The organism is Novosphingobium sp. SG720 (genome assembly GCF_012275365.1).
In the GTDB taxonomy this organism is placed as follows: domain Bacteria; phylum Pseudomonadota; class Alphaproteobacteria; order Sphingomonadales; family Sphingomonadaceae; genus Novosphingobium; species Novosphingobium rhizosphaerae.
The window spans coordinates 25,512-49,758 of the sequence record NZ_JAAZQN010000010.1 but is presented as its reverse complement, the minus strand read 5'-3'; the positions used below and the strand labels follow the sequence as shown (position 1 = coordinate 49,758).

Genomic DNA, 24,247 nt, shown 5'->3' with positions numbered 1-24,247 from the left:
GCATTAATGGAAATTCGAGGATCAAAGTTCTAATCCTCGCGGGGCATCCAGTTTCCCGAAATCGCTGATTTAACGCCGCGGCCCAACCGCGGTTCGTTCGCGCACGCGGCCACGCGCTGCCAAGTCCGTTGAGCCCACGCTGAGCGCAGCCTGCGGCGACACGGGCGTTAAATCTTGCCAAGCCGGGCCCCGCAACAGATTGTGTCACTTCGTTGCGACAGCCCGCAGGCAAACGCCCGCTTGGTGTCCACGTCGGGGAACACGAGCCCCCAGGTATGATTCTTTTCATGCTTTCAGGTGCATGAAATCTGCTTGCGGATGTATTCGGCGGCCAGGGGAGAAAGCCATTGCGCGCATCGCGTCCGTTTCGATGGTTCGCGGAAATCGGACATGATCCTGCCTTGGCCGTGTCCCAGGCGGTCAACCTGCAACGCCAGGTGCCCTTGCTCTATGGCCTGCTGCTGATCAATTCGGCGGCGGTGGCCATTACCCACCGCCACCAGGCTCCCGCTGCGCTCACCGTCAGCGTGCCTGCCGTACTCTTTGCCGTAACGGTCATCCGCATGGTCCATTGGCTGGGCCAGGCGCGGCGTGGCGCACCCAGTCCCGAAAAGGCGCGGCGGCAGTTGCGGGCAATTACCATCGTCGCCGGGCCGGTGGCCCTGGCTTACGTTGGCTGGTCGCTGGCCCTGGCGCCCTATGGCGGTCCTTACGAACAGGCGCATGTCGCGCTGTACATCTCCACCACGGTGATCGGCTGCATCTTTTGCCTGATCGTGCTGCCGCAGGCCGCGCTGCTGGTGGCGCTGACAGTGCTCCCCCCGTTCATCATCGTATGCTTTGCGCGCCAGCAACTGATCTTCGTGACTGTCGGGATCAACGTGGCGCTGGTGCTGGCCGTGTTGCTGCGGGTGCTGTTCAACAGCTTTGCCCATTTCCGCAATCAGGTTTCGGCCGGAACTCTGCTCGCCGAGCAGCACGAAGAGTTGCAGCGCCTCAACGAGGAAAACCGCAAGCTGGCCATGACCGACGCCCTCACCGGGCTGGCCAATCGGCGGCTGTTCCATGCCGATCTCGATCGCTGGACCACCAGCGATGGCGGCAACGGCGCCTTTGCCGTGGGCGTGCTCGATCTCGATCGGTTCAAGCCGATCAATGATACCTATGGCCATCACGTCGGCGATCGCCTGCTTGCCGAAATCGGCGCAAGGCTGCGCCATGCTGCCGGCCCCACGGCGCGGGTCTATCGCCTGGGCGGCGACGAATTCGGGCTGATCGACAGCGACGCCAAGGGCTTTGCCCGCACCTGCGAGCGCTTGCTGCAGCAGATCCAGGCGCCGCTGCACGTGGGAGAAATCGTGCTCCATGTGGGCGGATCGCTGGGCGTGGCGCATTTCCCGCAGGCCGGCACAAACGCGGCCGACCTGTTCGACCGCGCCGACTATGCGCTCTATCATGCCAAGCACGTGAACGGCGGCGGCGTGTGCGTGTTCACCGCCGCGCTGGAAACCGCGGTGCGGGCCGACCGGGCGATCGAAGTGGCATTGCAAGCCAGCACGCTGGAAGATGAGCTGAGCATCGTGCTCCAGCCGATCGTCGAGCTTGAGAGCGGCCGGCTCAGCGCGGTGGAAGTGCTGGCGCGCTGGACCAGCCCCGTGCTTGGGGAAATCTCCGCCACCGACTTCATCGCCGTGGCCGAACGATCGACCGCGATCCACAGCATCACCCGCGCGGTGATCCGCAAGGGGCTCAAGGCCGCGCAACAATTGCCCGAATCCGTGGCGCTGTCGTTCAACATCTCGGCCTGCGACCTGACATCGGCCACCACGCTCGCTTTCATTCGCCGCGAGATCGAGCGCGCCGGCATTCATCCAGGGCGGATCTGGCTGGAAGTGACGGAAACGGCAGTGATGGCCAATGCCGAAGTGGCCGCGCAGGCGCTGCAGGCCTTTCGCGACATCGGCGTGCGCATCGCGCTCGACGATTTCGGCACCGGTTATTCCAGCCTGGGCTATGTGCAACGCCTGCCGCTCGACAAGATCAAGATCGATCGCAGCTTTGTCTCGGCGCTGAACGAGCCCGGCGGCGACACCATCGCCAAGGCCATGATCACCTTCTGCCACGCCATCGGCCTTCCCTGCGTGGCGGAAGGGGTGGAAACGACGGCCCAGCGGCGCATGCTGCAGGAAGCCGGGTGCAAGCACGCGCAGGGCTATCTGTTCAGCAAGCCGTTGCCGCTCGCCGCGCTGCTTGCGCTATGCGCCGATGATGATGCCCAGCCTTGGGCCGAAAGCCAGGGGAAACGGGGCGCCGCCTGAAGACCAAACCGCCCCTCTAGCGGGGCGTGTGGGCGAGGCGGCGATAACCATCAGAACGGCAGCGCGCGCCCCGCACAGATCAAGGCCAGGGCGCAACCCAGCACCGGCAGGCAAGCAAGCGCGTGCGCAGCAAGGCCTGGCAGGGCGCCAAGCGCCGGCCGGGCAGAGAGGGAGAGAGAGAGGGCGCGTACCATCCCTCTCCCATGATCCCACAAGCCTTAACGGGTCGTAAAAACCGACCAGGCTTTGTGCACGGTTACGCCATCAATCCGATTGCGGCTGCAACCATTCCCACAGCGCCGCCAGGCATTCGCGGCCCAGCAGCTTGCTGCGTTCCGCGCTCCAGCCATAGACCGCATCGGGCAAGTCGGCATTGTCCTTGAACGGCATTTCCAGCGTCATCGCCACGCAGCCAAAGCGCTGCGCCACCTGGTTGGTGGACATCGCCAGGTTGCCCTGCCCCGGCCGGCTTTCCGGATAGCCACGCCGCACCTGGAAATCGGGGCTGCGCCGATCAAGGATGGTGCGATAGCGCTGGTATCCCGCCAACTGTTCGGGCGTGAGGCCGGGAATGCCTTCGAACCCGGCCAGGAACACGGCGGGGATCGCCTCGTCGCCATGTACGTCGATGGCAAAGTCCACCCCGGTGGCGTCCATCGCATTGCGGATGGCCAGCACTTCGGGCGAGCGCTGCGCACTCGGTTCATGCCATTCGCGGTTGAGATTGACCCCCACCGCATTGGTGCGCAAATGCCCGCGCACGCTGCCATCGGGGTTGCAATTGGGCACGATGTGGAACGTGCAGGCCTGGCGCAGCGCGCGGCCATGCGGATCGGCCGGATCGGTCAGCGCTTCCAGCGCACCTTCGATCCACCACTCCGCCATCGTCTCGCCCGGATGCTGCCGGGCATAGAGCCACACCTGGCGCGGCCCGGTGCCAAGCGTCAGGCAATCGATCGGCCGCCCGTCGAGCGAGAGCCCCAGCACGCGATGGGAAACGCCCGGGCTGGCTGCGGCCTCGCTCACCAGGTCGTTATGCCGCTCCAGCGAATAGGGTGCGAAATAGGCAAACCATGCCTGGTCGCCTTCGGGCCGGTGCCGGATGTGCAGCGTGCCGCCATCACGCCCGCGGTCGAAATTCGATTCGGCGCGGGTCCATTCCTGGCGATCTTCGGAAACGCAGGCGGAATAGCCGGGCCAGCCATCGGGATAGGCCGAGGTGTTGAGGCCGGTAATCGCCAGGTCAAGTTCGCGCCCGGCCACGCCGCTCACGCGGAAATGGAACCATTGGGCAAATTCCGACTGGTTGTCGCGGCGGATCGCCAGGGTGGCACGGGCGCCGTCGATAGCCAGGACTTCGATATTGCCGGCATCGAAAGCGGCGTTGATCAGGATCGGGGCGGCAGGGTTTGCGTATTGCGTCATTTGACCGAGATAGTGTCGCCAGACTTGCCGGGAAAGCCTGCAAACAGCGCATGGGCCATGCGCGGGGCCAGAACATCGGCCGAAGCGGCCGGCGAACCGCTTTTCTCGCTGTATTCGGCGCGGCCTTCCCACAAAGGCTCACCAGAAGCGCGATCGCGCAGCACCACGCGCAGCCAGGTGCTGTCCACCCGGCGCGGACCACCACCGATGTTGAAGCCAAGGCCCAGGCCAACGCTGCTGTGCCGGCCACCGGTGGCCCCGCCCAGCCCCAGGCTGACCGGGCCATTGCCGCCGCCGCGCACTTGCGTGTCGTGCTGCACATCCACTTCGGCCACCACGTCAGCCGCGCCAGGGGTTGCCGCGCCAAAGCCGAGCGCGGCCACTTCGCGCTGCACCGCCAGCAGCCAGGGCTGGTCGGCCAGGCTCTGCGGATCGGCCTGCGGGCTGCCGTTCGGCCCGGCGCTGACGGAAACCACCGCCACCGCGCCGTGGCCCAGCCGGGCTACGCTATCGGGCTTGGAAAACCGCGTCACCTGGACAGGCGCGGCAAGTGCTGCAACCGGAACCGCAAGCGGGGCGGCCATGAGCATGAGAAACGCCAGGCGGCGCATAGGCCCTTCATCCTTCGTGAAATGCCCGCCGAACGCGGATCTGTTTCGAAGATAGGGATGACGCCCAAGGCACTCAAGGGCAGGGCACAAGCGCCATGGCGATCAGGGATTGTTTTCGCTGGGCGGTGCCATGCCCACCGGCACCATGCCGGCCGGCACATTACCCGGCGCGCCAGCATCGGCCACCACCACCTGGCCTTCGGGAAAGCGTGCGAACAGCGCCTTGGCCAGCCGCGCGGCCATCTTGCCATCGTCCAGCCCGCCTTCGCCCTCGCGTGCCATGCCTTCGGCGTGGCCTTCCCACAGCACGCGGCCACTGGCCTTGTCGCGAATGCGCACGTCCATGCGGGTGGAAACGATCGCCTTGGCCGGCTTGGTGAAATCCAGCGCCACGCCCAGCGACACGGCCGAGCCGCGGTTGCTCACCGTGGTGCTCATCGCACCGCTTACCGGAGAACGCTTCTGCTCTTCGGGCACCACGACCTGGTGGCTCACTGCCACTTGCGCGATCTGGCCGGCATCGGTGGCCGTCTGCGTGTCATAACCATGCCCGACCAGGGCATCGATCACGGCCGCTTCATAGACCGGCAGCTTGTCTGGCGTGGGTTCGTCGGCGCCCTGCTCCAGGTCCTCGGCTGGCGCATCGACACCGGCCACCACGATCTTGCCCTTGCCCAGCAGCGCCATCGCATCGGCACTGCGATAGGATGTCACGTCGATCTTGCTCGATGGTTCTGGCGCGCTCACGCCACGGCGCGGGCCGTCATAGCCGCCCCAACCGCCGCCACCATAACCGGGGCCATAGCCACCCCACCCGCCCCACGGCTGCGCCTGCGCCGCGATGGGCAAAGTCAGGGCGGCCAAGGCCGGAGCAAGCAGGGCAAGAACACGAACGCGGGCGGGCATGGCAAGGAATTCCCATCAATCTGGCCGAACGGCATGACACCAGTGGGCTGTCGCACGGCTGAACCATCAGGTTAAACGCGCCAGCGCCCAAAACCATGCGCCACGGCGGGCGGACAGCCCGTTACGGATGGAATTGCCCGGTGGCGGATCAATTAGCAAATTCTCTTAAGTGATCATGCTGCTAGTGCGAAAAGGCAGGCCACAAGAAGGTGATTCGCCGTGATGTTCAAGATCCCCGTTCTCGTCACCGGCGGTGCCGGCTACATCGGCAGCCATGCTGTGCTGGCGCTCAAGGATGCCGGCTGGCCCGTGGTGGTGATCGACAATCTGGTCACCGGCTTTCGATTTGCCGTGCCCGATGGCGTGCCGTTCTACCAGGGGGACATTGCCGATGAAGCGCTGCTGGCGCGCATCGTGGCCGAGCAGGGCATCGGCGCGATCATGCACTTCGCCGGGTCGGTGGTGGTGCCCGAATCGGTGGAAAACCCGCTCAAGTATTATGACAACAACACCGCCCGCACGCGCAGCCTGATCGCGTCGGCCGTGCGCGGCGGAGTGCGCCACTTCATCTTTTCGTCCACGGCCGCCACTTACGGCATTCCCGAGGTTTCGCCCGTCACCGAAGACTGCCCGCAGCGGCCGATCAATCCCTATGGCATGTCCAAGCTGATGACCGAGCTCATGCTGGCCGACACGGCCCGCGCGCATCCGCTCAACTTCTGTGCCCTACGCTATTTCAATGTCGCCGGGGCCGATCCCCAGGCGCGCACGGGCCAATCCACCGCCGGGGCGACGCACCTGATCAAGGTGGCGGTGGAAGCCGCCCTGGGCAAGCGTGACAGCGTGGCCGTGTTCGGCACCGATTTCGACACGCCCGATGGCACCGGCGTGCGCGACTATATCCATGTGACCGACCTTGCCGATGCCCATGTTCTGGCACTTGAGGCCTTGATCGAGAATCCGGGGCGCTCGCTTACCATGAACTGCGGCTATGGCCGGGGTTTTTCGGTGCTCGACGTGCTCGACGCCGTTGACCGCGCCACCAACCAGCCGATCAATCGCGTGCTGCAGGGCCGCCGCCCTGGCGACCCCGATTCGCTGATTTCCGACAACGCCCGCATCAAGGCCACCTTGCCGTGGGTGCCGCGCCATGCCGATCTCGACACGATCATCGCCCATGCCCTGGCGTGGGAGCGCAAGCTGGGCGAAATGCAGGCCACGCTGACGCCCACACCGGGCTGAACCGCCAACCATGATTCAGCCTGGCCACGGTTGACTTTCCACAGGTGGGCCACTAACGGCGCACCTTCAGTTTCGCGCCCGGGTCGGATTCGGGCAAAGGGAATAGTCATGAAGATTCGCAACAGCCTGAAGTCGCTCAAGGACCGTCACCGGGACAACCGCGTGATCCGCCGCCGTGGCCGGACCTATGTGATCAACAAGACCCAGCGTCGTTTCAAGGCGCGCCAGGGCTAATCAGCCCTTTCGCGCTGGCGGCCCCGGTCCGGCACACCACCGGCAAGGCTGCAACGCTGCTTCCAGCCCGCTTCCTGGCCCGGTAACCGCACCTGTTGCGGCCCCGGCCCAGGAAGCGGGCTGGTTCCGTTTGTGCGCCACGGGCGTGACGCCCACCTTTGCATGGATGCCCTGCCATGACCGATTCCCCTGCCCAACCAACCGTCGTCGTGTGGGATGTGGGCCGGGTGCTGGTGGAATGGGATCTGGCGTTGCTCTATCGCGATGCCATTCCCGATGCGGCAGCGCGCGCGCGTTTCGTGGCCGAGGTGGTGAGCGAGGAATGGCACGGCCAACACGATGCCGGCGTGCCCTGGTCGGACATGGTGCCTGCGCGCATAGCCCAATTTCCGCAGCATGCCGCCCTGATCGCCCGCTATGCCAGCCACTGGATGGACAGTATTCCAGGCCCCGTCGCCGGTACGCACGATCTTGTCCGCCGCCTGGGCGCGCGCACCGTGCCGCAATATGCCATCACCAATTTCGGGGTGGATGCCTGGGCGCTGTTTCGCCCCACGTTCCCGATCCTCGACCATTGCCGCGATATCGTGGTGTCTGGGGCGGAACGGCTGATCAAGCCCGATCCGGCCATTTTCGAATTGGCGGCGCAGCGGTTTGGCCAGACGCCGGAAACGATGCTGTTCATCGACGACAACGCCGCCAACATCGCCACGGCCCGCGCCCTGGGCTGGCACACCCACCACTTCACCCAGGGCGCCGCCGCGCTGGAGGCCGACCTGGTGGGGTACGGACTGCTCTGATCAGCCGTCCAGTTCGGCCGGCGGCGTCGCGGCCTTGGCGCGCTGCACCAAGAGCTTGTCGATCTTGCGGCCGTCCATGTCGACCACTTCGAAGCGCCAGCCCTGCTCGGTGAAATGCTCGCCTTCGGTGGGCAGCTTGCGCAGCACCGAAAGCGCAAAGCCGGCGGCAGTGGCATAGTCGCGGTCTTCGGGCAGATCGATGCCCAGGCGGTCTGCCATGGCATCGGCCGGCAGCGCACCGGCGATCAGCAGCGAACCGTCCTCACGCTCGGTGATCATCGGCCCATCGCCTTCGTCGCCATGGGCCACGAAATTGCCGGCGATCGCGGCCAGCAGGTCGGCCGGCGTGACGATCCCTTCGAGATGGCCATATTCGTCATGGACCAGGGCCAGGGCCACTTCGGCCTGCTGGATCACCCGCAGTGCATCCATCGTATCCAGGCGGTCGGGCACGATGGCCGGCTTCTTCATCAGGCTGGCCAGGTCCGGCTCTGCCCCGCGCAGGCGCGCGGCCAGCACATCGCGCACTTTGACCACGCCGACGATGCGATCGACCGAACCATCGGCCACCAGCAACAGCGAATGCGGGCTGTCCTCGATCGCGGCGTCCAGGTCTGCAGGCACGGCGTCCTGCTCGATCCAGTGCACTTCGATGCGCGGCGTCATCACCTCGCGCACGGGGCGATCGGCCAGGCGCATCACGCTGGCCATCAGCGCGCGCTCTTCTTCCTCGATCACGCCCGAACGCGTCGCTTCGGCAAAGATCATCTGGAGTTCTTCGGCGGTGACTTCCTGATCTCCGCCGCGCGACAGGCCCAACAGGCGGATGATAAGGCCGGAAGACCGGTTGAGCGCCCAGACGAACGGCGCCGTCACGCGCGACATGATGACCATGGGCCGCGCTGCCACCACCGCGATCGGCTCGGCCGCATTGAGCGCCAGTTGCTTTGGCACCAGTTCGCCCACCACCAGGCTGAGATACGTGGTGATGGCAATGACGAGGGCAAAGCCCGCCTCGGCAGCATAGGCCTGCGGCACGCCGAGCGCTGCCAGCCGCTCGCCCACCGGGCCGCCCAGGCTGGAACCGGAATAGGCACCGGCCACAATGCCCACCAGGGTGATGCCGATCTGCACGGTCGACAAAAATTTTCCGGGGTCTGCCGCCAGCTCCAACGCCACCTTGGCGCCCCCGCGGCCGCTTTCGGCCAGGACTTTCAGGCGGGCTGGCCGTGCCGAGACAATGGCCAGTTCCGACATGGAAAACAGGCCGTTGAGCACGACAAGGCCCAGGATCACGAGGGCGTCTGGCCACGGAAAAGAGGTCACGCGCATGCCCCTAGCAGATTTGTGCCGCGCCGCGAAGACCTTGCATCGCGCCGGCAGGGGCCCCGCCTATTCGGGAACCATTCAGGCGGGGCTGGTGTATTGGTTTCGTCCGAATTACCGATCATGTCGGGACGCCTGGCATGGCAAAACGCCGGGCGGTGGATGCAAAAGGGGAATTTATCATGAAGTTCAGTCGGGTGCTCGTCTCAAGCATGTGCGCCGTGTCGTTGGTCAGCCTTTCGGCCTGCGTCACCGATCCCAACACCGGCCAGCAGAAGGTATCGCGCACGGCGATCGGCGCCGGCGCTGGCGCACTGGGTGGCCTGCTGCTGGGCGGGCTGATCGGCGGCGGCACCGGCCGCATCGTGGGCGCGGGCATCGGCGGCATCGCCGGCGCGGCCGTGGGTTACACCATGGACAAGCAGATCAAGCAGCTGCGCGAACAGACCGCCGGTTCGGGCGTCGATGTGACGCCGACCGACAATGGCCAGGCCATCCTGGTCAACCTGCCCAACGGCGTCACGTTCGACACCGACAGCACGATGATCAAGCCGGCGTTCCGCGACACGCTGGACCGCGTGGCGCAATCGCTCACGCAGTATCCCAACTCGCTGATCGACGTTTATGGCCACACCGATTCCACCGGTTCGGACGCCTACAACATGACCTTGTCGCAGAACCGCGCCCAGGCCGTGGCGGATTACCTGTCTTCGCGCGGGGTGGCCCCGGCGCGCATCCGTGCGCAAGGCTTCGGCAAGACCCGCCCGGTCGCCTCCAACGCCACCGAGGAAGGCCGCGCCGCCAACCGCCGCGTGGAAATCAAGATCGTGCCCGTCACCCAGGACGACGTGGCCCGCGCCCGCGGCCAGTAAGCGCTGCCACCGGCAACCTAGCGAAAGGGGCGCCATCCGGATCGGGTGGCGCCCCTTTCCGTTTGCCCTGCATACTGGTTGACGCAATGCGGCATGGGCTGGCATCTCGCGCGTCAACAAGGAGAAACTGGCCATGTCCACTTCGCAGATCACCCGCCGCGCGCTCGCCGGGCGAACGCTCAACCCGATCGGCCTTGGCTGCATGTCGCTGAGCTGGGCCTATGGCGAGCGGCCGAGCGATGCCGACGGCATTGCCCTGCTGCACCGCGCCATCGACCTGGGCTACGATCATTTCGACACCGCGCGTCTTTATGGCCATGGCCATAATGAAACCCTCGTGGGCCAGGCCCTCAAGGGCAAGCGCGACAAGGTGTTCCTGGCCAGCAAGATGGGCATTTTCGCCAGCGGCGAAAAGCGCGGGATCGATTGCCACCCCGACACGATCCGCGCGGAACTGGAAAAGTCGCTCGCCCTGCTCCAGACCGATCACATCGATCTCTACTATATGCACCGGCGCGATTTCAAAGTGCCGATCGAGGATTCGGTGGGCGCGATGGCCGACCTCGTCAAGGAAGGCAAGATTGGCGCCATCGGCCTTTCGGAAATGTCGGCCGACACGCTGCGCCGTGCCGCCGCCGTGCACCCGATCGCCGCGATGCAGACCGAATATTCGCCCTGGACGCGCCAGGCGGAAATCGCCGTGATCGAGGCCTGCCGCGATCTGGGCACCACGTTCGTCGCGTTCTCGCCCGTGGCGCGCGGCGTTCTGGCCAATGGCGTGCGCGATCCCGAGGCGCTGGAACCCGGAGACATCCGCAAGGCCATGCCACGCTTCATGGGGGACAACTGGCCACGCAACCTGGCGCTGGTCGATGCCTTCAACGCCATTGCCACACGCGAAGGCGTGACCCCGGCGCAGCTTTCGCTGGCGTGGGTGCTGGGCAAGGGCGAGCACATCGTGGCCATCCCCGGCACCGGCAAGATCGCGCACCTGGAAGAAAACATCGCCCGCTGGAACTGGGCGATCCCGGCGCAGGTGACAGCAGAAATCGACGCCCTGATCAACCAGCAGACCGTGGCTGGCCACCGCTATGCCGGCGCCATGCTGCCCACGATCGACACCGAGGATTTCGAGCCGGCCTGATCGCCGCCTCGAACCGGCAACACCGTCAGCCGCGCAGCGCCTTGGCGGTGGTCGGCGCCACCCGCGCACGCGCTTCGGCGTGGATCGCGGGGGCACTGACCAGCACGCCGAACGTGCGCGGATCGGGTTTGTTGAACGCAAGCGCGCTGCCATGGGCATCGGTGACCGTCGCCCCGGCCTCCTGCGCGATGAGGGCGGCGGCGGCGATGTCCCATTCATAGCCCCAGCGCCATGTGGCCAGCAGATCGGCTTCGGCCGAAGCGACCATGGCCATGCGCAAGGCGATGGAATTGGGCTTGGCCACCATGGTCAGGTCCACGCTGCCGGGCGGCATGTGGTCTGTGGGCATGCGTGCGCCGTGCAATTGCGTGCGCTGGCTCGCCACCAGCGGCACGCCGTTGCGCGTCGCACCATGCCCGGCCTGGGCCAGCCACACTTCGCCGCGTGCCGGCGCCGCCAGCATCGCCACCACCGGGCGCCCGGTGTCGATCAACGCCACCGAGACGGCCCAGCCCGGCCGCCCGCGCACGAAATCGCGCGTGCCGTCCACCGGATCGACCACCCAGCAGCGCTCGCGCGCCAGCCGGGCGGGGTCATCCGCCGTCTCTTCGGAAAGCCAGCCGGCATCGGGCACAAGGTCACCCAGTGCGACGCGCAGGTACGTATCGACCGCGATATCGGCTTCGCACACCGGATTGTTCGGGCCCTTTTCCCACACCTTGGGCACGTGTCCATGTCCGGGCCACAGCGCCAGCGCCTTGGCAGCGGCTTCATCCACGATTGCGGCCAGAGTGACGGGATCGATCATATGCCGCCCAGCCTTGGGCGCGCCCAGCCCGATTGGCAAGACGGATTGCCAGGACGGAATGGCGGTGAAGAGCAAGGCTGCAGGCGCGCCGCGGGCTAGCGATTCCGACAGTGCACGGCCGATCGGGCAACGAAGGCCTTTGCAACTGCGAAGACCTGTGCTTATGGCAGCGCGGAAAATCACGGCGCAAGCCATCCCTTCACTCATACGTAAGCGGGGATCCTGCATGAACGTCCACGAATATCAGGCCAAGGAACTGCTGGCGAAATTTGGCGTCGGCATTCCGGCCGGCATCGCCGCCCTCACGGTCGAAGAAGCGGTGGCTGCGGCCAAGCAGCTTCCCGGGCCCCTCTACGTCGTCAAGGCGCAGATCCACGCCGGTGGCCGTGGCAAGGGCAAGTTCAAGGAACTGGGCCCCGATGCCAAGGGCGGCGTGCGCCTGGCCAAGAGCATTGAGGAAGTCGAAGCCTTCGCCCAGGAAATGCTCGGCAACACCCTCGTCACCGTGCAGACCGGTGAAGCGGGCAAGCAGGTCAACCGCCTCTACGTGACCGATGGCGTTGATATCGCCAAGGAATACTACCTCTCGCTGGTCGTCGACCGCGCCACTGGCCGCGTCGCCCTGATCGTCTCGACCGAAGGCGGGATGGACATCGAGGAAGTCGCCCATGCGACTCCCGAAAAGATCACCACGATCACGATCGACCCGGCGCAGGGCTTCATGCCGCATCACGGCCGCGCCGTGGGCTTTGCCCTTGGCCTTTCGGGTGACCTCAACAAGCAGGCCGCCAAGATCGCGCAGCAGCTCTACACCGCGTTCGTCGCGCTCGATTGCGATATGCTGGAAATCAACCCGCTGGTGGAAACCAAGGACGGCAAGCTGCTCGTTCTGGACACCAAGATGAGCTTCGATTCGAACGCGCTCTATCGTCACCCCGACGTTGTTGCACTGCGTGACGAAACCGAGGAAGACCCGGCCGAAATCGAAGCCAGCAAGTACGATCTGGCCTACATCAAGCTCGATGGCGACATCGGCTGCATGGTCAACGGCGCCGGTCTCGCCATGGCGACGATGGATATCATCAAGCTCAACGGCATGTTCCCGGCCAACTTCCTCGACGTGGGCGGTGGCGCCAACAAGGAAAAGGTGACGGCTGCGTTCAAGCTGATCCTGTCGGACCCGGCGGTGAAGGGCATTCTCGTCAACATCTTCGGCGGCATCATGAAGTGCGACATCATCGCCGAAGGCATCGTCGCCGCGGCCAAGGAAGTGAACCTGCAGGTTCCCCTCGTCGTGCGCCTCGAAGGCACCAACGTGCAAGCGGGCAAGGATATCCTCGCCAACTCCGGTCTCCCCATCGTTCCGGCCAACGACCTTGGTGATGCTGCCAAGAAGATCGTCGCCGAAGTGCAGAAGGTCGCCTGATCCATGAGCATTCTGGTCAACAAGAACACCAAGGTCATCACCCAGGGCATGACCGGTGCCACCGGCACGTTCCACACGGAACAGGCCCTGGCCTATGGCACGCAGATGGTCGGCGGCGTGACGCCCGGCAAGGGCGGCACCACCCACATCGGGCTGCCCAACTTCAACACCGTGGCCGAAGCCAAGCATGCCACCGGCGCGACCGCTTCGTGCATCTACGTGCCGCCGCCATTCGCCGCCGATTCGATCCTGGAAGCGATCGACGCGGAAATGGAACTGATCGTGGCGATCACCGAAGGCATCCCGGTGCTCGACATGGTGCGCGTGAAGCGTGCCCTGGCTGGCAGCAAGTCGCGCCTGATCGGCCCGAACTGCCCCGGCGTGCTCACGCCCAACGAATGCAAGATCGGCATCATGCCCGGTTCGATCTTCAAGAAGGGCTCGGTCGGCGTGGTCTCGCGCTCCGGCACGCTCACCTATGAAGCCGTGTTCCAGACCTCGAACATCGGCCTCGGGCAGACCACTGCTGTCGGCATCGGCGGCGACCCGGTCAACGGCACCAACTTCATCGACGTGCTGGAACTGTTCCTGGCCGACGAAGAAACCAAGTCGATCATCATGATCGGTGAAATCGGCGGCGACGCGGAAGAACAGGCCGCACAGTTCCTGATCGACGAAGCCAAGCGTGGCCGCAAGAAGCCGATGGCCGGCTTCATCGCCGGTCGCTCGGCTCCTCCGGGCCGCCGCATGGGCCACGCCGGGGCGATCGTCTCGGGCGGCAAGGGCGATGCGGAAAGCAAGATCGCCGCGATGGAAGCCGCGGGCATCCGCGTCTCGCCCTCGCCGAGCCTGCTGGGCGAAACCCTGGCCGAAGTGCTCAAGGGCTGATCCGCCAATCACGGTTAGCAAAGGGGCCGGAGGGGAAACCTTCCGGCCTTTTTTGTGGGTGCGGCGCTTGCCGCTCGTGTTGCGCTGGCCGCCCTTCCACAGGCTGAGGGCGAACGGGAGCTGGAAGACAATCGTGGAATTCCGTTCAGGCCGAGCCTGTCGAAGCCCCTGTCGGCCAAACCCAAGGCCGCTAATCCGCCCGCATCGCCAGCCCGCCCAGGCTTTCCGCCTCCAGCACCAGCTCATCATCCGCCGCCCCTGCCGGCAGGCTCTCGCGCCCGATCATCACCAGCACCGGCACGGCCAGCGGGGTTACGCGCTCCAGCTCCACATGGACCAGTTCAGCCGCCGATCGGTCGAGCAGGTCGGCCAGGCGGCCCACGTCGGTCATCCGCGCGCGGGCATCGGCCCAGGCGGCTTCGATCAGGACATGGTCGGGCTCGTACTTGCGCAGCACGTCATAGATCAGGTCGGTCGAGAATGTGACCTGCTTGCCGCTCTTGCGCTTGCCCGGATGCTGGCGCTCCACCAGGCCGGAAATCACCGCCACTTCGCGGAAAGCCCGCCGCAACAAGTGCGAGTTCTGCACCCATTCGACGAATTCATCGGTGAGGATATCGGGCGACAGCAAAGGCGCAGGATCGCGGATCGGGCGCAGGCTCCACACCGCCAGGGCATAGTCGTTGGCGACAAACCCCAGCGGACCCAGCCCGCGTTCCTCCATCCGCCGGGTGATCAGCATCCCCAGCGACTGGTTCGCGTTCCACCCCTCGAACGTATAGAACACGCTGTAGGCGCGGCCATGGTGGGGAAAGCTTTCGACCAGCAGTTCGCCCGGCGCCGGCAGGCGGCTGCGCCAATCCTGCATTTCCAGCCATTCGCGCACATCATCGGGGAAACGCGCCCAGGTGCCGCGATTGGCCAGCATCGCCTGCACGCGGGTGGAAAGGTGCGTGGTCAGCGGCATGCGCGCCCCGCCATAGCTGGGGATCTGCCCGGCCTTTTTCGCGGCGCGCACCACCAATTCCAGATCGCGCACGCCTTCCACTTCCAGGTCCAGCCCGGCAAAGCGGAACGTGTCGCCCGGGCTCAGTTGCGCGCCGAAATGCTCTTCCACTTTGCCAAGCGAGCGGCCGTTGCGAAAGCGCACTTCCAGCATTTCGGAATCGACGATGATCCCCGCGTTCAGCCGGTGCCGCGCGGCTTGCTCCGGGTGAGTCAGGCGCCAGGTGCCATTGCGATCGCGCACGATGCGGGCAAAGCGATCATAGGCGCGCAGGGAATAGCCCCCGGTGGCCACGAAATCGAGCACGCGGGCAAAGGCGGCTTCGTCCACCCACGCATAGGCCAGTGCCGAGCGCACTTCGCGCAGCAGTGCCGCTTCCTCGAACGGGCCAGCGCAGGCGCAGCCCATGACATGTTGGGCCAGCACGTCCAAGCCACCGGGGCGGAAATCCTCGCCATCGCGCTGGCCTTCGTGCACCGCATCGCGCGCGGCCATGGCTTCCAGGTATTCGAAGCGGTTGCCCGGCACCAGCACGGCGCGGCTCGCCTGGTCGAGCCGGTGGTTGGCACGGCCGATGCGCTGCAACAGACGCGACGAACCCTTGGGTGCCCCCATCTGCACCACCAGGTCGATGTCGCCCCAATCCACGCCCAGATCGAGGCTGGCGGTGCAGACCAGCGCGCGCAGTTCCCCGCGCGCCATGGCGCCTTCCACCTTGCGTCGCGCCTCGGCCGAAAGCGAGCCATGGTGAATGCCGATCGGCAGGTTGCCCTCGTTGGCATCCCACAGCAGTTGAAAGATATATTCGGCCAGGAAGCGCGTGTTGGTGAACACCAGGGTGACGCGATTGGCGCGAATCATCTCGATCAGCTGGGGCACGGCCCAGGCGGCGGCATGCCCGCCCCAGGGCACGCGCTCTTCTCGTGGCAACAGGATTTGCACTTCGGGCGGGGCGCCTTCCTCCCCCTCCACCAGCGCAACGCCGTCGATCTCGCCCCACAGGGCCAGCCACGCCCGAAACCCCTCGGGCTCAGCCACGGTGGCCGACAGGGCGGCGCGTTGCAGATCGGGGCTGATGGCTTGCAGGCGCGACAGGGCAAGGGCCAGCAAGTCCCCGCGCTTACCGGTCGCAAAGGCGTGAATCTCGTCGATCACCACCCGCTTCAGCCCGCTGAAAATTTCACAAGCCTCGGGATAGCTGAGCAGCAGCGACAGCGATTCAGGCGTGGTCAGCAGCACGTGCGGCGGGCGCGCGCGCTGCCGCGCCTTGCGATCGGATGGCGTATCGCCGCTGCGCGTTTCCACCCGCAGGTTCAGGCCCATTTCGGCAATCGGCGCGAGCAGGTTGCGCTGCACATCGTGCGCCAGTGCTTTCAAGGGCGAGATATAGAGCGTGTGCAGCCCGTCGGGCGCCGCCTCCCGGCCAAGGCGCGAAGGGCAGAACGCCGCCAGCGTGGGCAGGAACCCGGCCAGCGTCTTGCCCGCGCCGGTATCGGCCACCAGCAGCGCATGCTGCCCGGCATCGGCGGCATCGAGCATTTCGGCCTGGTGCCGCCGCACCCGCCAGCCCCGCCCGGCAAACCAGTATTCGATTTCGGGCGGGATCGTGGCCATTAGGGTTAGATAGGAAGCAGATGCCGCCAGCGCGAGAGGGCCTTTCAGGTACCCTGCAGGATCGGCACCCGGTCTGCCCCCTTCCACGCCAACGCCGCCTTGATCAGCGCCATGCGCACGATGCACTGGTCGGCAGATGTACCCTTGTTGTGAAAAGCGGCGCGCACGCGTGCTTCGGGCAGGCCGGTAAGGGCGATCACGCGATCGACCATCGGGCCGGGGATCGCATAGCTCCTGTCGCCTGGCGCGGGCTGCGGCGCATCGAGTTCGCCTGCCTCCAGCATTGCCCGCGCCAGCTTCTGCTGTCGCGCAAGGGCCGCCTTGGCCAGTTCGGCGCCTTGCGGCAAATCACCACCGCCTGCCACGGAGAGGCAGGTATCCGGCCCGTCGGCCAGCGCCGTCTGCATCATGTCCAGTCGCCAGCGGGCCAAATCATCCAGCCGGGGCGGCACCGCACGGTAGTGGGCCAACAGGAAGCGCAGATTGAGCACAGTCTGCCCTTTGCGATCCAGGGCAAAGGGATCATCGGTCGTTTGCCGGTTGGCGTAGAGCGTTTGGGCGAAATTGGGGCTGCGCTGCTTGAGATCGGTGTAGGACATACCCGGCCCAAACAATGTGCTGATGGTGCTCCCCAGGACGAAATCGCTGACCGGATCGAAACTCGCGGTGGTTTCATAGGCTGCGGGCGCCTGGCCGGGCGGCGCGCCATGATAATCGCTGATCGCGATCGCCAGGCGGATCAGCCCGATCACGACAATCGCGATCCAGCCGAAATTGAGGCCTTTGCCGGAACGGTTCGCACGCTCCCACGCGGCCACCAGCATCGGATTGAAATGCTGCTCCAGCTCGGGAAAATTGGTGCGCACGCCGTCGATCAACTGGCGCACCTGGGACTTTGGCACGAACAGGCCCTTGCGGCTGCCCTGCCGCGTCAGTTCCTGCCACGCGCGGTGCAGCGGGTGTTTCTTCTCCTGTACCTTTTTCACGAAGCGCAATCCGCGCAGGCGGGCGTTGAGATAGGCGATCTGCGGCCGCTCGTTCAGATGGCCGCGCTCGCTTTCCCAGTTGAATCCCTGCGCCGCAGGTTCGAGCAGCGGCGCTGAGCGCGGCCAGGACTGCACCAACAGGTCGGCCAGCCATGTCTCGATTTCTTCCGATCGCTCGATTCGGGCATCGCGCGCTTCGTCCAGCACGGCTTCGAGAGCCCGCCTTGCCGCTGCCTCATCTGCGTCATCAAGCGGTTCATCGCCCCCGTCGTCGGGTATCAAGAGCGCAAGCAGCGCGTCCTCGACCGGCCGGGCCGTGCGCAGCAGCGGGCGTTCGTTCAGGCGCGGGATGAGGAACGCGACGGCAGGCGAATCGCCAGTCGTGGCAGGGCGGTCCGCCCAGCCGAAGGCCTGCGCTGCGCTATCGAGCAAGGGTGCCGAACGCGGCCAGCCGCGCGCCAGGGTTTCGGCCAGCCATTCCTCTGTGCGGCCCCACAGGTCCACCCCGCCAGCATCGGCCTGCGCGATCAACGCTGCCACATGCGCCTGCGCGTCGGCGCGTTCGTCCTCGCTCAGGCCGAATTCGGTGCCCGGCCCTTCCAGCAGCAGGGCATGGAGCGCGTGATCGGCCCGCGGCTGTTCAGGCCGCGCCAGCCGCACCGGATCGACATCGGAGGCAAACCATTCGACCACGCCCAGCGTGGGCTGCCGCAGCGCGAACTGGGGATCGGACGGGCCGCTGGCGGGCGCAAGCGGCAGCGGCGGCACCAGCGCATCGTGGCGATCGTCCGTTCCGGCCTGCACCAGGCCATCGCCCGCCAGGCCATCGAGCCGGGGGGCGGCATGGGGCCAGGTGCCAGGCACGAACGCGTCCGCTTCCGCCGCCCCCTGCTCCGGCAAGACCTCCGCGATCGGCGCATCGGCGGGCTGCTGGCGCGCCCAGGCGAGCACGGCATCGCGGGCCTCGCGCAAGGCGGAAAAGCCTGCCACATCGGCGTCCACGTCCATCGCGCGCAAGGCATCGGCATAGGCGCGGCGGATTGCCCCCTGGTCGGCGGTGGGATCAATCCCCAGCCGGCGCCAGGCGGCGCGCAAGGCACCACTCACAGGTCAGCACTCATAGGGGCATCTCGGCGTCCAGGCTATCGAGCCGCATCGCCAGATCGGCGCTGGCCTGCGCGATCACACGGTGATCCTGGGTTTCCAGCGCGCCCTGGAACGCCAGGATCCAGTGCCCGATCGCCTCGCGCACCTCGCCCAGATGGTCTTCCCACAGGCGCTCGGCCCGCGCCAGGAGTGCCTGGTTGGCAGCCTCTTCGCGCGGGTGGACTTTCAGCGCGGCCAGCGCGCGGCGGCGGCGATCGAGCTCTGCCTCGTCCTTGCGGTCTTCCTCGTCGGCCAGCACCACATTGCGGCTTTCGCCCGTCGCTGGAATGGTCACGTCCACTTCCAGAAGCCCCGAGGAATCATAGCTGAAGCGCACATCCACCTGCACTTCGCCCGCTGGCCGCGGCGGCACCGGAATTTCCAGCGCCCCCAGCTTCACGTTGCCCGAAACCTCGCGCGCCTCGCCCTGGAAGATGCCGAATTCCACGCGGCGCTGGTTGTCGGCCATGGTCTGGAAATAGTGCACGCGGCTGACCGGCACCGGCGTGTTGCGCTCGATGATCGGGGTGAACAGGCCCGACATCACGTTGCCGCGCCCATCGCGCTCGCTGCGGTCCACGCCAAGGGTGAACGGGCACACATCGGTGATGCGCACTTCTTCCAGCCCGCCATCGCGCGCGATCAACCCGCCCTGGATCGCCGCGCCCAGCGCCACGGCATGATCGGGATGGACGGTGGAATTGGGGAAGCGCCCGAACAGGCGGGTGATTGCCTTGCGCACCACCGGCATGCGCGTGGCGCCGCCCACCAGCACCACCTCGGAAAGGCTGGCCGTGTCGATCTGGCTGTCGCGCAGCGCCCGCACGACAGGATCGCGCAGCCGGCGCAGCAGAGGTTCCGCCGCCGCTTCCAACTCGGCCGCCGTGACCGCCGTGGCCAGGCGCACCCCGTCAACGGTCAGGGCAAATTCCGCCTCGCCCTTGTCGCTCAGCGCGCGGCGGGTGCGCTCGGCCGCCTGGAGCAACAGGGCGCGGGCGTGCTCGGGATGCGCCTTGTCGAGCAGCCCTTCGGGATCAAGCCGCGTGCGGACGGCCTGGGCCAGCGCCTCGTTGAAATCGTCGCCGCCCAGGCGGTTGTCCCCGGCCGAGGCGCGCACTTCCACGATGCCGGCAAACATTTCCACGATCGACACGTCGAACGTGCCGCCACCCAGGTCGAACACCAGGAACGGCTCGTGCTCCCCGCGGCTGGCGAGGCCGAAAGCCAGGGCGGCTGCCGTCGGCTCGTTGATCAGGCGGCGCACCGAAAGACCTGCCAGTTCGCCGGCCCGGCGCGTGGCCTTGCGCTGCTTGTCGTTGAAATAGGCCGGCACGGTGATCACCGCTTCGGTCGGCACAGTGCCGGTCTGCGCCGCCACATCATCGCGCAAGCTGGCCAGCACCAGCGCCGAAAGCTCTTCGGCGGTGAAGGTCTGCCGCGCCAGCTTCAGCTTGCGATCGGTGCCCATAAACCGCTTGAAGCTGACCTGGGTAGCGCCGTCCTTGGCCGCCATGCGCTCCAGCGCGGCCTGGCCGACCAGCGTGGTGCCATCGGGCAGAACCGACACGGCCGAGGGCGTCAGCATCTGCCCCAGTGCATTGGGCACAAGCTGCGCCGCGTCGCCATCCCACAGCGCCACCGCCGAATTGGTGGTGCCCAGGTCAATTCCGATGATCATGCCGTCGTGCTCGCTCCCATGGGGCCATCATGGCCGGGCGACAGTGCCCATTGCAAGATGCTTCCATGTCCGTTCACGTGCAGTCATCGCGTCAGCAGCCACAGCCCGCCACCCACCACCAGCAAAATCGCCAAGGTGGCCAGCAGGCAACCGGTCCTGCCCCAACGGCGATGAACCGCCTTGCCGCTCTCGCACGCAAGATCGCCAAGCGCGTCCTGCATAAGGTCGCCAATGAAGTCGTGCATCGGTAGCGCCTTGGTTGTGCAGCTTCGCGGACAATCAATGCCCCGCCTGCGGCCCGCGCGCCAGGCCCGACAGCGCCAGTTGCGCATCAACCTGCTGCATCAGCCGGGCCAGGCCGGCCTCGGTCTCGCTTTCGGCCCGCGCCACCAGCGCAGCCTGGGTGTGCGAGGCGCGCAGCAGCCACCAGCCATCGGGCGCGGTCACACGCACGCCGTCGATCGCCACCATATCGGCGCCTTGGGCCTCAAGCCGGGCTTTCACCTCGTCCATCGCGGCAAACTTGCGCGCCTCGTCCACGGCAAAGCGCAGTTCGGGCGTGGCCACGGTTTCGGGCATGGCACTGCGCAGATCGCTGACGGAGCGGCCAAGCCGCGCAGCGGCGGCGATGAGGCGGATCGCGGCATAGATGCCATCGTCAAAACCGTACCAATCGTCGGCCAGGAACACGTGCCCACTCATTTCGCCGGCCAGCAACGCGCCGCTTTCACGCAGGCGGGCCTTCATGTGCGAATGGCCCGATTTCCACATCTCCGCCCGCCCGCCCAGCGCGCGCACGGACTCAAACAGCGCCCGACCGGTCTTGATATCGCCCAGCACCAGCGCGCCGGGATGGCGGGCCAGCAGATCCTGCGCCAGGATCATCAGCAACTGATCGGCCCAGATGACCCGGCCTTGCCCATCGACCACGCCGATGCGATCGGCGTCACCATCGAAAGCCACCCCGAAATCGAGCCCGCCGCGCGCCACCGCCGTGCGCAGGTCGGCCAGGTTTTCCTCCACCGTGGGATCGGGATGATGGTTGGGAAAAGTGCCATCCACCTGGGCAAACAGCACATCGTGCCGCCCAGGCAACCGGGCCACCAATCGCTCCAGCACCGGCCCCGCCGCACCATTGCCCGCGTCCCACGCCATGGCCAGGCCAGCAAGGCTTTCCCGGTCGATGCCATCAAGCCCCTTGAGCAGGCGATCGACATAGGCATCCATCACCGCAACCTGGCGCACGGCGCCCGTGCCGCTGGTCCAATCGCCGGCGGCAGCCTGATCGCCGAGCGCCTGGATCGCCGCGCCGAAGAACGGCTGGCCATCACGCACCAGCTTGAAGCCATTGTGGGTGGGAGGATTGTGGCTGCCCGTCACCTGGATGCCTCCCGCCACGCCGGGCAGGGTGATGGCCGCAAAATAGAGCATCGGGGTTGGCCCCATGCCGATGCGCAGCACATCGGCCCCGCTCGCCACCAGGCCTTCGACCAAGGCATGTTCCAGGATCGGCGAACTGACCCGCCCATCCATGCCCACGACGACCGCGCCGCCGCCATCGCGCACCACCAGCGTGCCAAATGTGCGCCCGATCGCGCGCGCATCATCGGCACCCAGGCTTTGCCCGAACACGCCACGCACGTCGTATTCGCGCAGGATCGTGGGATCGAACCGGTGGGTCATCAGGCGGCCCCTACACCACGGCCCAGGGTATCAGCGCCGCTCCACCAGCCGGGCCAGCAGCAGGTCGCGCGCGGCATTGGCTTCATGCACGGCTTCGCTGCTGCCACCGCGATCGGGATGGACCATGGCCAGCAGGCGGCGGTGCGCCTCGATGATCTGTTCGCGCTTGGCATTCGGCTCCACGCCCAGGAGATTGCGCGCCCGGGATTCTGCCAAGGAACGCGCCTGCGGCTGGCCCAGTTCCCACGGCCAGCGTTGCGTCAGCAGCTTGACCGCCAGGCACACCAGTGCGGCCAGAACCAGCAGCTTGGTCACGCCACGTCCACCATCGGGGTGGATTGCCCGTTTTCCCGGCCGCCATTGGCCGCGCGCTGCGAAGGCAGCGGCAGGTTGAGCCCGGCCACCAGCGTACGCAACTCCTGGCGCGCGACCAGATGGCTGGTGCCCAGTTCGCCCAGATGCCCCTTGTCCAGCAGCGTGAGGCCGCTGGGGAACAGTTCGCGATAGATCACGCGTTCCGACAGGCCGTTGGAAATGCGAAAGCCGACGCGCTTGGACAGTTCGTTGAGCGCCTGGTCGATACGCTTCTGGTTGCGCGCTTCCACGTGCTGGGTGCGGTTGCGCACCACCACCCAGTCCATCTCGCGCCGGGCCTGCTGGATCGTGGCCATGGCGCGCTTCTTGCGCGCTTCCCAGATCAGCTCGGCATAGAACGACAGGCGCCGCACGCGGAAGGTTTCGGCGTCCACCTGGCCGATCAGATCGAAATCGACGAAGCTGTCGTTCAGCGGGGTGACCAGCGTATCGGCGCCGGTCGCCACGTGGCGCGCCAGCGGATCGTCGCGGCCCGGCGTATCGAAGATCAGGAAATCATGGTCTTGCGAAAGATCGGCGACAAGCGCGTCGAGCGCTTCGGGCGTGGTTTCGTTGAACACCACGTGGGTGGCATTGGGCAGCGGGATCTGGCGGCGCCGGGCGGTTTCGTCGCGGTTCTGCAGATAGCGGTGCAACGTGGCCTGGCGGTTGTCCAGGTCGATCGCCGCCACGCGCCCGCCCTGGTAAGCGAGCGCCACGGCGACGTGCACGGCGGTGGTCGATTTGCCGGTGCCGCCCTTTTCGTTGGCGAAAACGATGCGATGGGGACCTGTCGACACGCGGCTCTCTCTCGATCTGGGCGGTTAACCGAACGCTTGAAGACCGGGCACGGCGCGGCTAGGGGAAACCCCGCCGCGCGGCCGGTTGTTGCCACGGCTTAAAGGAGAGGCACCCGGCGTGCAAACCATCTATCGCCTGGAAGACCTGCGCGCGGCCGTAGCTTCATCCAAAATCGGGGAAAAAACCCTGGCCCTGGTGCCCACGATGGGCGCCCTGCACGAAGGGCACCTCACGCTGGTGCGCCGCGCCCGCGATCTGGCCGATGCCGTGGCAGTGTCGATCTTCGTCAATCCGCGCCAGTTCGGGCCGGGCGAAGACTTCGACGCCTATCCCCGCCGGCTGGAAAGCGATGCCGCGCTGCTCGCCGCCGAAGGGGTCGACATCCTCTGGGCACCCAGCCCCGAGGTGATGTACCCGCGCGGCTTTGCCACCACGGTTTCGGTGGCAGGGCTGGACGAACCGCTGTGCGGCGCGGCGCGGCCCGGCCACTTCGATGGCGTGGCCACGGTGGTGTGCAAGCTGTTCAACCAAGTTCAGCCCGATTTCGCGCTGTTCGGGGAAAAGGACTGGCAGCAGTTGGCGATCATCCGCCGCATGGCCCGCGATCTGGACCTGGCGTTTCCCCGCGCCGACGCGATCATCGGCGTGCCCACCGTGCGCGAGGCCGATGGCCTGGCGCTAAGCAGCCGCAACCAGTACCTGACCGCGCACGAACGGGCCAACGCGGTCGCCCTGCCACGCGCCATCGAGGCGGCGATTGCCGCGTTGCACGCCGGCGCCGACGCCGATGCCGCACTGGAGGACTTGCGCACGGCCCTGCTGCGTGGCGGCTTTGCGCGGGTGGACTATGCCGACTTGCGCGATGCTGAAACACTCGATCCGCTCGACGCGCTGGGAGACCGCCCCGCGCGCGTGCTGGTTGCAGCGCACCTGGGCAAGGCGCGGCTGATCGACAACTGGCCCGCGAACTGATGCGTGC

21 protein-coding genes are annotated in these 24,247 nt (G+C 66.5%); 9 read left to right on the top strand and 12 right to left on the bottom strand.

Annotation, left to right across the window (positions count from 1 at the left end):
* Nucleotides 1-407 precede the first annotated feature (407 nt).
* A complete protein-coding gene (locus FHW94_RS22085; protein ID WP_349237587.1) occupies nucleotides 408-2,318 on the top strand; it encodes an EAL domain-containing protein in 1,911 nt (636 codons plus the stop codon).
* Between the two features lie 264 nt (nucleotides 2,319-2,582).
* Here the strand turns inward: FHW94_RS22085 and FHW94_RS22080 are convergent, their stop codons facing one another.
* The 3 genes from FHW94_RS22080 to FHW94_RS22070 form a co-directional block, all read right to left on the bottom strand.
* Nucleotides 2,583-3,743 carry a M14-type cytosolic carboxypeptidase gene (locus tag FHW94_RS22080; RefSeq protein ID WP_168558000.1) on the bottom strand — a complete coding sequence of 387 codons (1,161 nt, stop codon included), beginning with the start codon at nucleotides 3,741-3,743 and terminating at the stop codon, nucleotides 2,583-2,585.
* Nucleotides 3,740-4,354 carry a DUF4136 domain-containing protein gene (locus FHW94_RS22075; RefSeq protein WP_168557999.1) on the bottom strand — a complete coding sequence of 205 codons (615 nt, stop codon included), beginning with the start codon at nucleotides 4,352-4,354 and terminating at the stop codon, nucleotides 3,740-3,742. The genes FHW94_RS22080 and FHW94_RS22075 overlap by 4 nt, the downstream gene beginning before the upstream one ends.
* A 102-nt stretch (nucleotides 4,355-4,456) precedes the next feature.
* Entirely contained in the window at nucleotides 4,457-5,260 is an 804-nt protein-coding gene (locus tag FHW94_RS22070) for a DUF4136 domain-containing protein (protein WP_210425820.1), read from the bottom strand.
* A 222-nt stretch (nucleotides 5,261-5,482) separates the two neighbouring features.
* On the opposite strand from FHW94_RS22070, the gene galE reads away from it, so the two are divergent.
* The 3 genes from galE (at nucleotide 5,483) to FHW94_RS22055 (ending at nucleotide 7,536) form a co-directional block, all read left to right on the top strand.
* Entirely contained in the window at nucleotides 5,483-6,502 is a 1,020-nt protein-coding gene (gene galE / locus FHW94_RS22065; RefSeq protein ID WP_168558013.1) for a UDP-glucose 4-epimerase GalE, read from the top strand.
* A gap of 108 nt (nucleotides 6,503-6,610) precedes the next feature.
* Nucleotides 6,611-6,736 (top strand): type B 50S ribosomal protein L36, encoded by a 126-nt coding sequence (gene ykgO, locus FHW94_RS22060; protein ID WP_008069451.1) that lies wholly within the window; start codon nucleotides 6,611-6,613, stop codon nucleotides 6,734-6,736.
* 176 nt (nucleotides 6,737-6,912) lie between these two features.
* Nucleotides 6,913-7,536 (top strand): HAD family phosphatase, encoded by a 624-nt coding sequence (locus FHW94_RS22055; protein ID WP_168557998.1) that lies wholly within the window; start codon nucleotides 6,913-6,915, stop codon nucleotides 7,534-7,536.
* Here FHW94_RS22055 and FHW94_RS22050 read toward each other — a convergent pair whose 3' ends face one another.
* A complete protein-coding gene (locus tag FHW94_RS22050; protein ID WP_168557997.1) occupies nucleotides 7,537-8,862 on the bottom strand; it encodes a hemolysin family protein in 1,326 nt (441 codons plus the stop codon). It abuts the gene before it with no gap.
* A 182-nt stretch (nucleotides 8,863-9,044) separates the two neighbouring features.
* Between FHW94_RS22050 and FHW94_RS22045 the strand changes: the two genes are divergently transcribed.
* Together FHW94_RS22045 and FHW94_RS22040 are read left to right on the top strand one after the other, a co-directional pair.
* Entirely contained in the window at nucleotides 9,045-9,734 is a 690-nt protein-coding gene (locus tag FHW94_RS22045; RefSeq protein ID WP_168557996.1) for an OmpA family protein, read from the top strand.
* 133 nt (nucleotides 9,735-9,867) lie between these two features.
* Nucleotides 9,868-10,878 carry an aldo/keto reductase gene (locus tag FHW94_RS22040; protein WP_168557995.1) on the top strand — a complete coding sequence of 337 codons (1,011 nt, stop codon included), beginning with the start codon at nucleotides 9,868-9,870 and terminating at the stop codon, nucleotides 10,876-10,878.
* Between the two features lie 25 nt (nucleotides 10,879-10,903).
* On the opposite strand, the gene FHW94_RS22035 is transcribed toward FHW94_RS22040, so the two are convergent.
* Nucleotides 10,904-11,686, bottom strand: coding sequence for a 3'(2'),5'-bisphosphate nucleotidase CysQ (locus tag FHW94_RS22035; RefSeq protein WP_168557994.1), 783 nt, complete (start codon nucleotides 11,684-11,686; stop codon nucleotides 10,904-10,906).
* A gap of 226 nt (nucleotides 11,687-11,912) precedes the next feature.
* Here FHW94_RS22035 and sucC point away from each other — a divergent pair, with 226 nt between their 5' ends.
* Together sucC and sucD are read left to right on the top strand one after the other, a co-directional pair.
* On the top strand, nucleotides 11,913-13,112 hold the full coding sequence (gene sucC, locus FHW94_RS22030) for an ADP-forming succinate--CoA ligase subunit beta (protein ID WP_168557993.1): 1,200 nt from the start codon (nucleotides 11,913-11,915) through the stop codon (nucleotides 13,110-13,112).
* A gap of 3 nt (nucleotides 13,113-13,115) precedes the next feature.
* The gene (gene sucD / locus FHW94_RS22025; protein WP_022675716.1) at nucleotides 13,116-14,000 is read left to right on the top strand and encodes a succinate--CoA ligase subunit alpha; all 885 of its coding nucleotides are present in this window, start codon (nucleotides 13,116-13,118) and stop codon (nucleotides 13,998-14,000) included.
* Between the two features lie 190 nt (nucleotides 14,001-14,190).
* Here sucD and FHW94_RS22020 read toward each other — a convergent pair whose 3' ends face one another.
* The 7 genes from FHW94_RS22020 to FHW94_RS21990 all read right to left on the bottom strand — a co-directional run bounded on the left by FHW94_RS22020 (nucleotide 14,191) and on the right by FHW94_RS21990 (nucleotide 23,267).
* The gene (locus tag FHW94_RS22020; protein WP_168557992.1) at nucleotides 14,191-16,620 is read right to left on the bottom strand and encodes a ligase-associated DNA damage response DEXH box helicase; all 2,430 of its coding nucleotides are present in this window, start codon (nucleotides 16,618-16,620) and stop codon (nucleotides 14,191-14,193) included.
* 44 nt (nucleotides 16,621-16,664) lie between these two features.
* Nucleotides 16,665-18,713 (bottom strand): hypothetical protein, encoded by a 2,049-nt coding sequence (locus tag FHW94_RS22015; protein ID WP_168557991.1) that lies wholly within the window; start codon nucleotides 18,711-18,713, stop codon nucleotides 16,665-16,667.
* Between the two features lie 10 nt (nucleotides 18,714-18,723).
* Entirely contained in the window at nucleotides 18,724-20,430 is a 1,707-nt protein-coding gene (locus FHW94_RS22010; RefSeq protein WP_168557990.1) for an Hsp70 family protein, read from the bottom strand.
* A gap of 83 nt (nucleotides 20,431-20,513) precedes the next feature.
* Nucleotides 20,514-20,675, bottom strand: coding sequence for a hypothetical protein (locus tag FHW94_RS22005; protein ID WP_168557989.1), 162 nt, complete (start codon nucleotides 20,673-20,675; stop codon nucleotides 20,514-20,516).
* 34 nt (nucleotides 20,676-20,709) lie between these two features.
* Nucleotides 20,710-22,113, bottom strand: a complete 1,404-nt coding sequence (locus FHW94_RS22000) for a phosphoglucomutase/phosphomannomutase PgmG (protein WP_168557988.1) — start codon at nucleotides 22,111-22,113, stop codon at nucleotides 20,710-20,712.
* A 30-nt stretch (nucleotides 22,114-22,143) separates the two neighbouring features.
* Complete coding sequence (locus FHW94_RS21995) at nucleotides 22,144-22,428, bottom strand: DnaJ domain-containing protein (protein WP_168557987.1); 285 nt, start codon at nucleotides 22,426-22,428, stop codon at nucleotides 22,144-22,146.
* Nucleotides 22,425-23,267, bottom strand: coding sequence for a division plane positioning ATPase MipZ (locus FHW94_RS21990; protein ID WP_168557986.1), 843 nt, complete (start codon nucleotides 23,265-23,267; stop codon nucleotides 22,425-22,427). Before FHW94_RS21990 ends, FHW94_RS21995 begins: the two co-directional genes overlap by 4 nt.
* Nucleotides 23,268-23,385: 118 nt before the next feature.
* Between FHW94_RS21990 and panC the strand changes: the two genes are divergently transcribed.
* Nucleotides 23,386-24,240, top strand: a complete 855-nt coding sequence (gene panC / locus FHW94_RS21985; protein WP_168557985.1) for a pantoate--beta-alanine ligase — start codon at nucleotides 23,386-23,388, stop codon at nucleotides 24,238-24,240.
* Nucleotides 24,241-24,247: the final 7 nt, after the last annotated feature.

Bases quoted from the DNA above. Each gene is read 5' to 3' on its own strand.
- FHW94_RS22000 (WP_168557988.1), bottom strand. From the start codon at position 22,113: ATGACCCACCGGTTCGATCCCACGATCCTGCGCGAATACGACGTGCGT.
- FHW94_RS22020 (WP_168557992.1), bottom strand. From the start codon at position 16,620: ATGGCCACGATCCCGCCCGAAATCGAATACTGGTTTGCCGGGCGGGGC.
- sucC (WP_168557993.1), top strand. From the start codon at position 11,913: ATGAACGTCCACGAATATCAGGCCAAGGAACTGCTGGCGAAATTTGGC.
- FHW94_RS22055 (WP_168557998.1), top strand. From the start codon at position 6,913: ATGACCGATTCCCCTGCCCAACCAACCGTCGTCGTGTGGGATGTGGGC.
- FHW94_RS22045 (WP_168557996.1), top strand. From the start codon at position 9,045: ATGAAGTTCAGTCGGGTGCTCGTCTCAAGCATGTGCGCCGTGTCGTTG.
- ykgO (WP_008069451.1), top strand. From the start codon at position 6,611: ATGAAGATTCGCAACAGCCTGAAGTCGCTCAAGGACCGTCACCGGGAC.
- FHW94_RS22035 (WP_168557994.1), bottom strand. From the start codon at position 11,686: ATGATCGATCCCGTCACTCTGGCCGCAATCGTGGATGAAGCCGCTGCC.
- FHW94_RS22070 (WP_210425820.1), bottom strand. From the start codon at position 5,260: ATGCCCGCCCGCGTTCGTGTTCTTGCCCTGCTTGCTCCGGCCTTGGCC.
- FHW94_RS22010 (WP_168557990.1), bottom strand. From the start codon at position 20,430: ATGATCATCGGAATTGACCTGGGCACCACCAATTCGGCGGTGGCGCTG.
- FHW94_RS22080 (WP_168558000.1), bottom strand. From the start codon at position 3,743: ATGACGCAATACGCAAACCCTGCCGCCCCGATCCTGATCAACGCCGCT.
- FHW94_RS22040 (WP_168557995.1), top strand. From the start codon at position 9,868: ATGTCCACTTCGCAGATCACCCGCCGCGCGCTCGCCGGGCGAACGCTC.
- FHW94_RS22005 (WP_168557989.1), bottom strand. From the start codon at position 20,675: ATGCACGACTTCATTGGCGACCTTATGCAGGACGCGCTTGGCGATCTT.
- sucD (WP_022675716.1), top strand. From the start codon at position 13,116: ATGAGCATTCTGGTCAACAAGAACACCAAGGTCATCACCCAGGGCATG.
- FHW94_RS22075 (WP_168557999.1), bottom strand. From the start codon at position 4,354: ATGCGCCGCCTGGCGTTTCTCATGCTCATGGCCGCCCCGCTTGCGGTT.
- galE (WP_168558013.1), top strand. From the start codon at position 5,483: ATGTTCAAGATCCCCGTTCTCGTCACCGGCGGTGCCGGCTACATCGGC.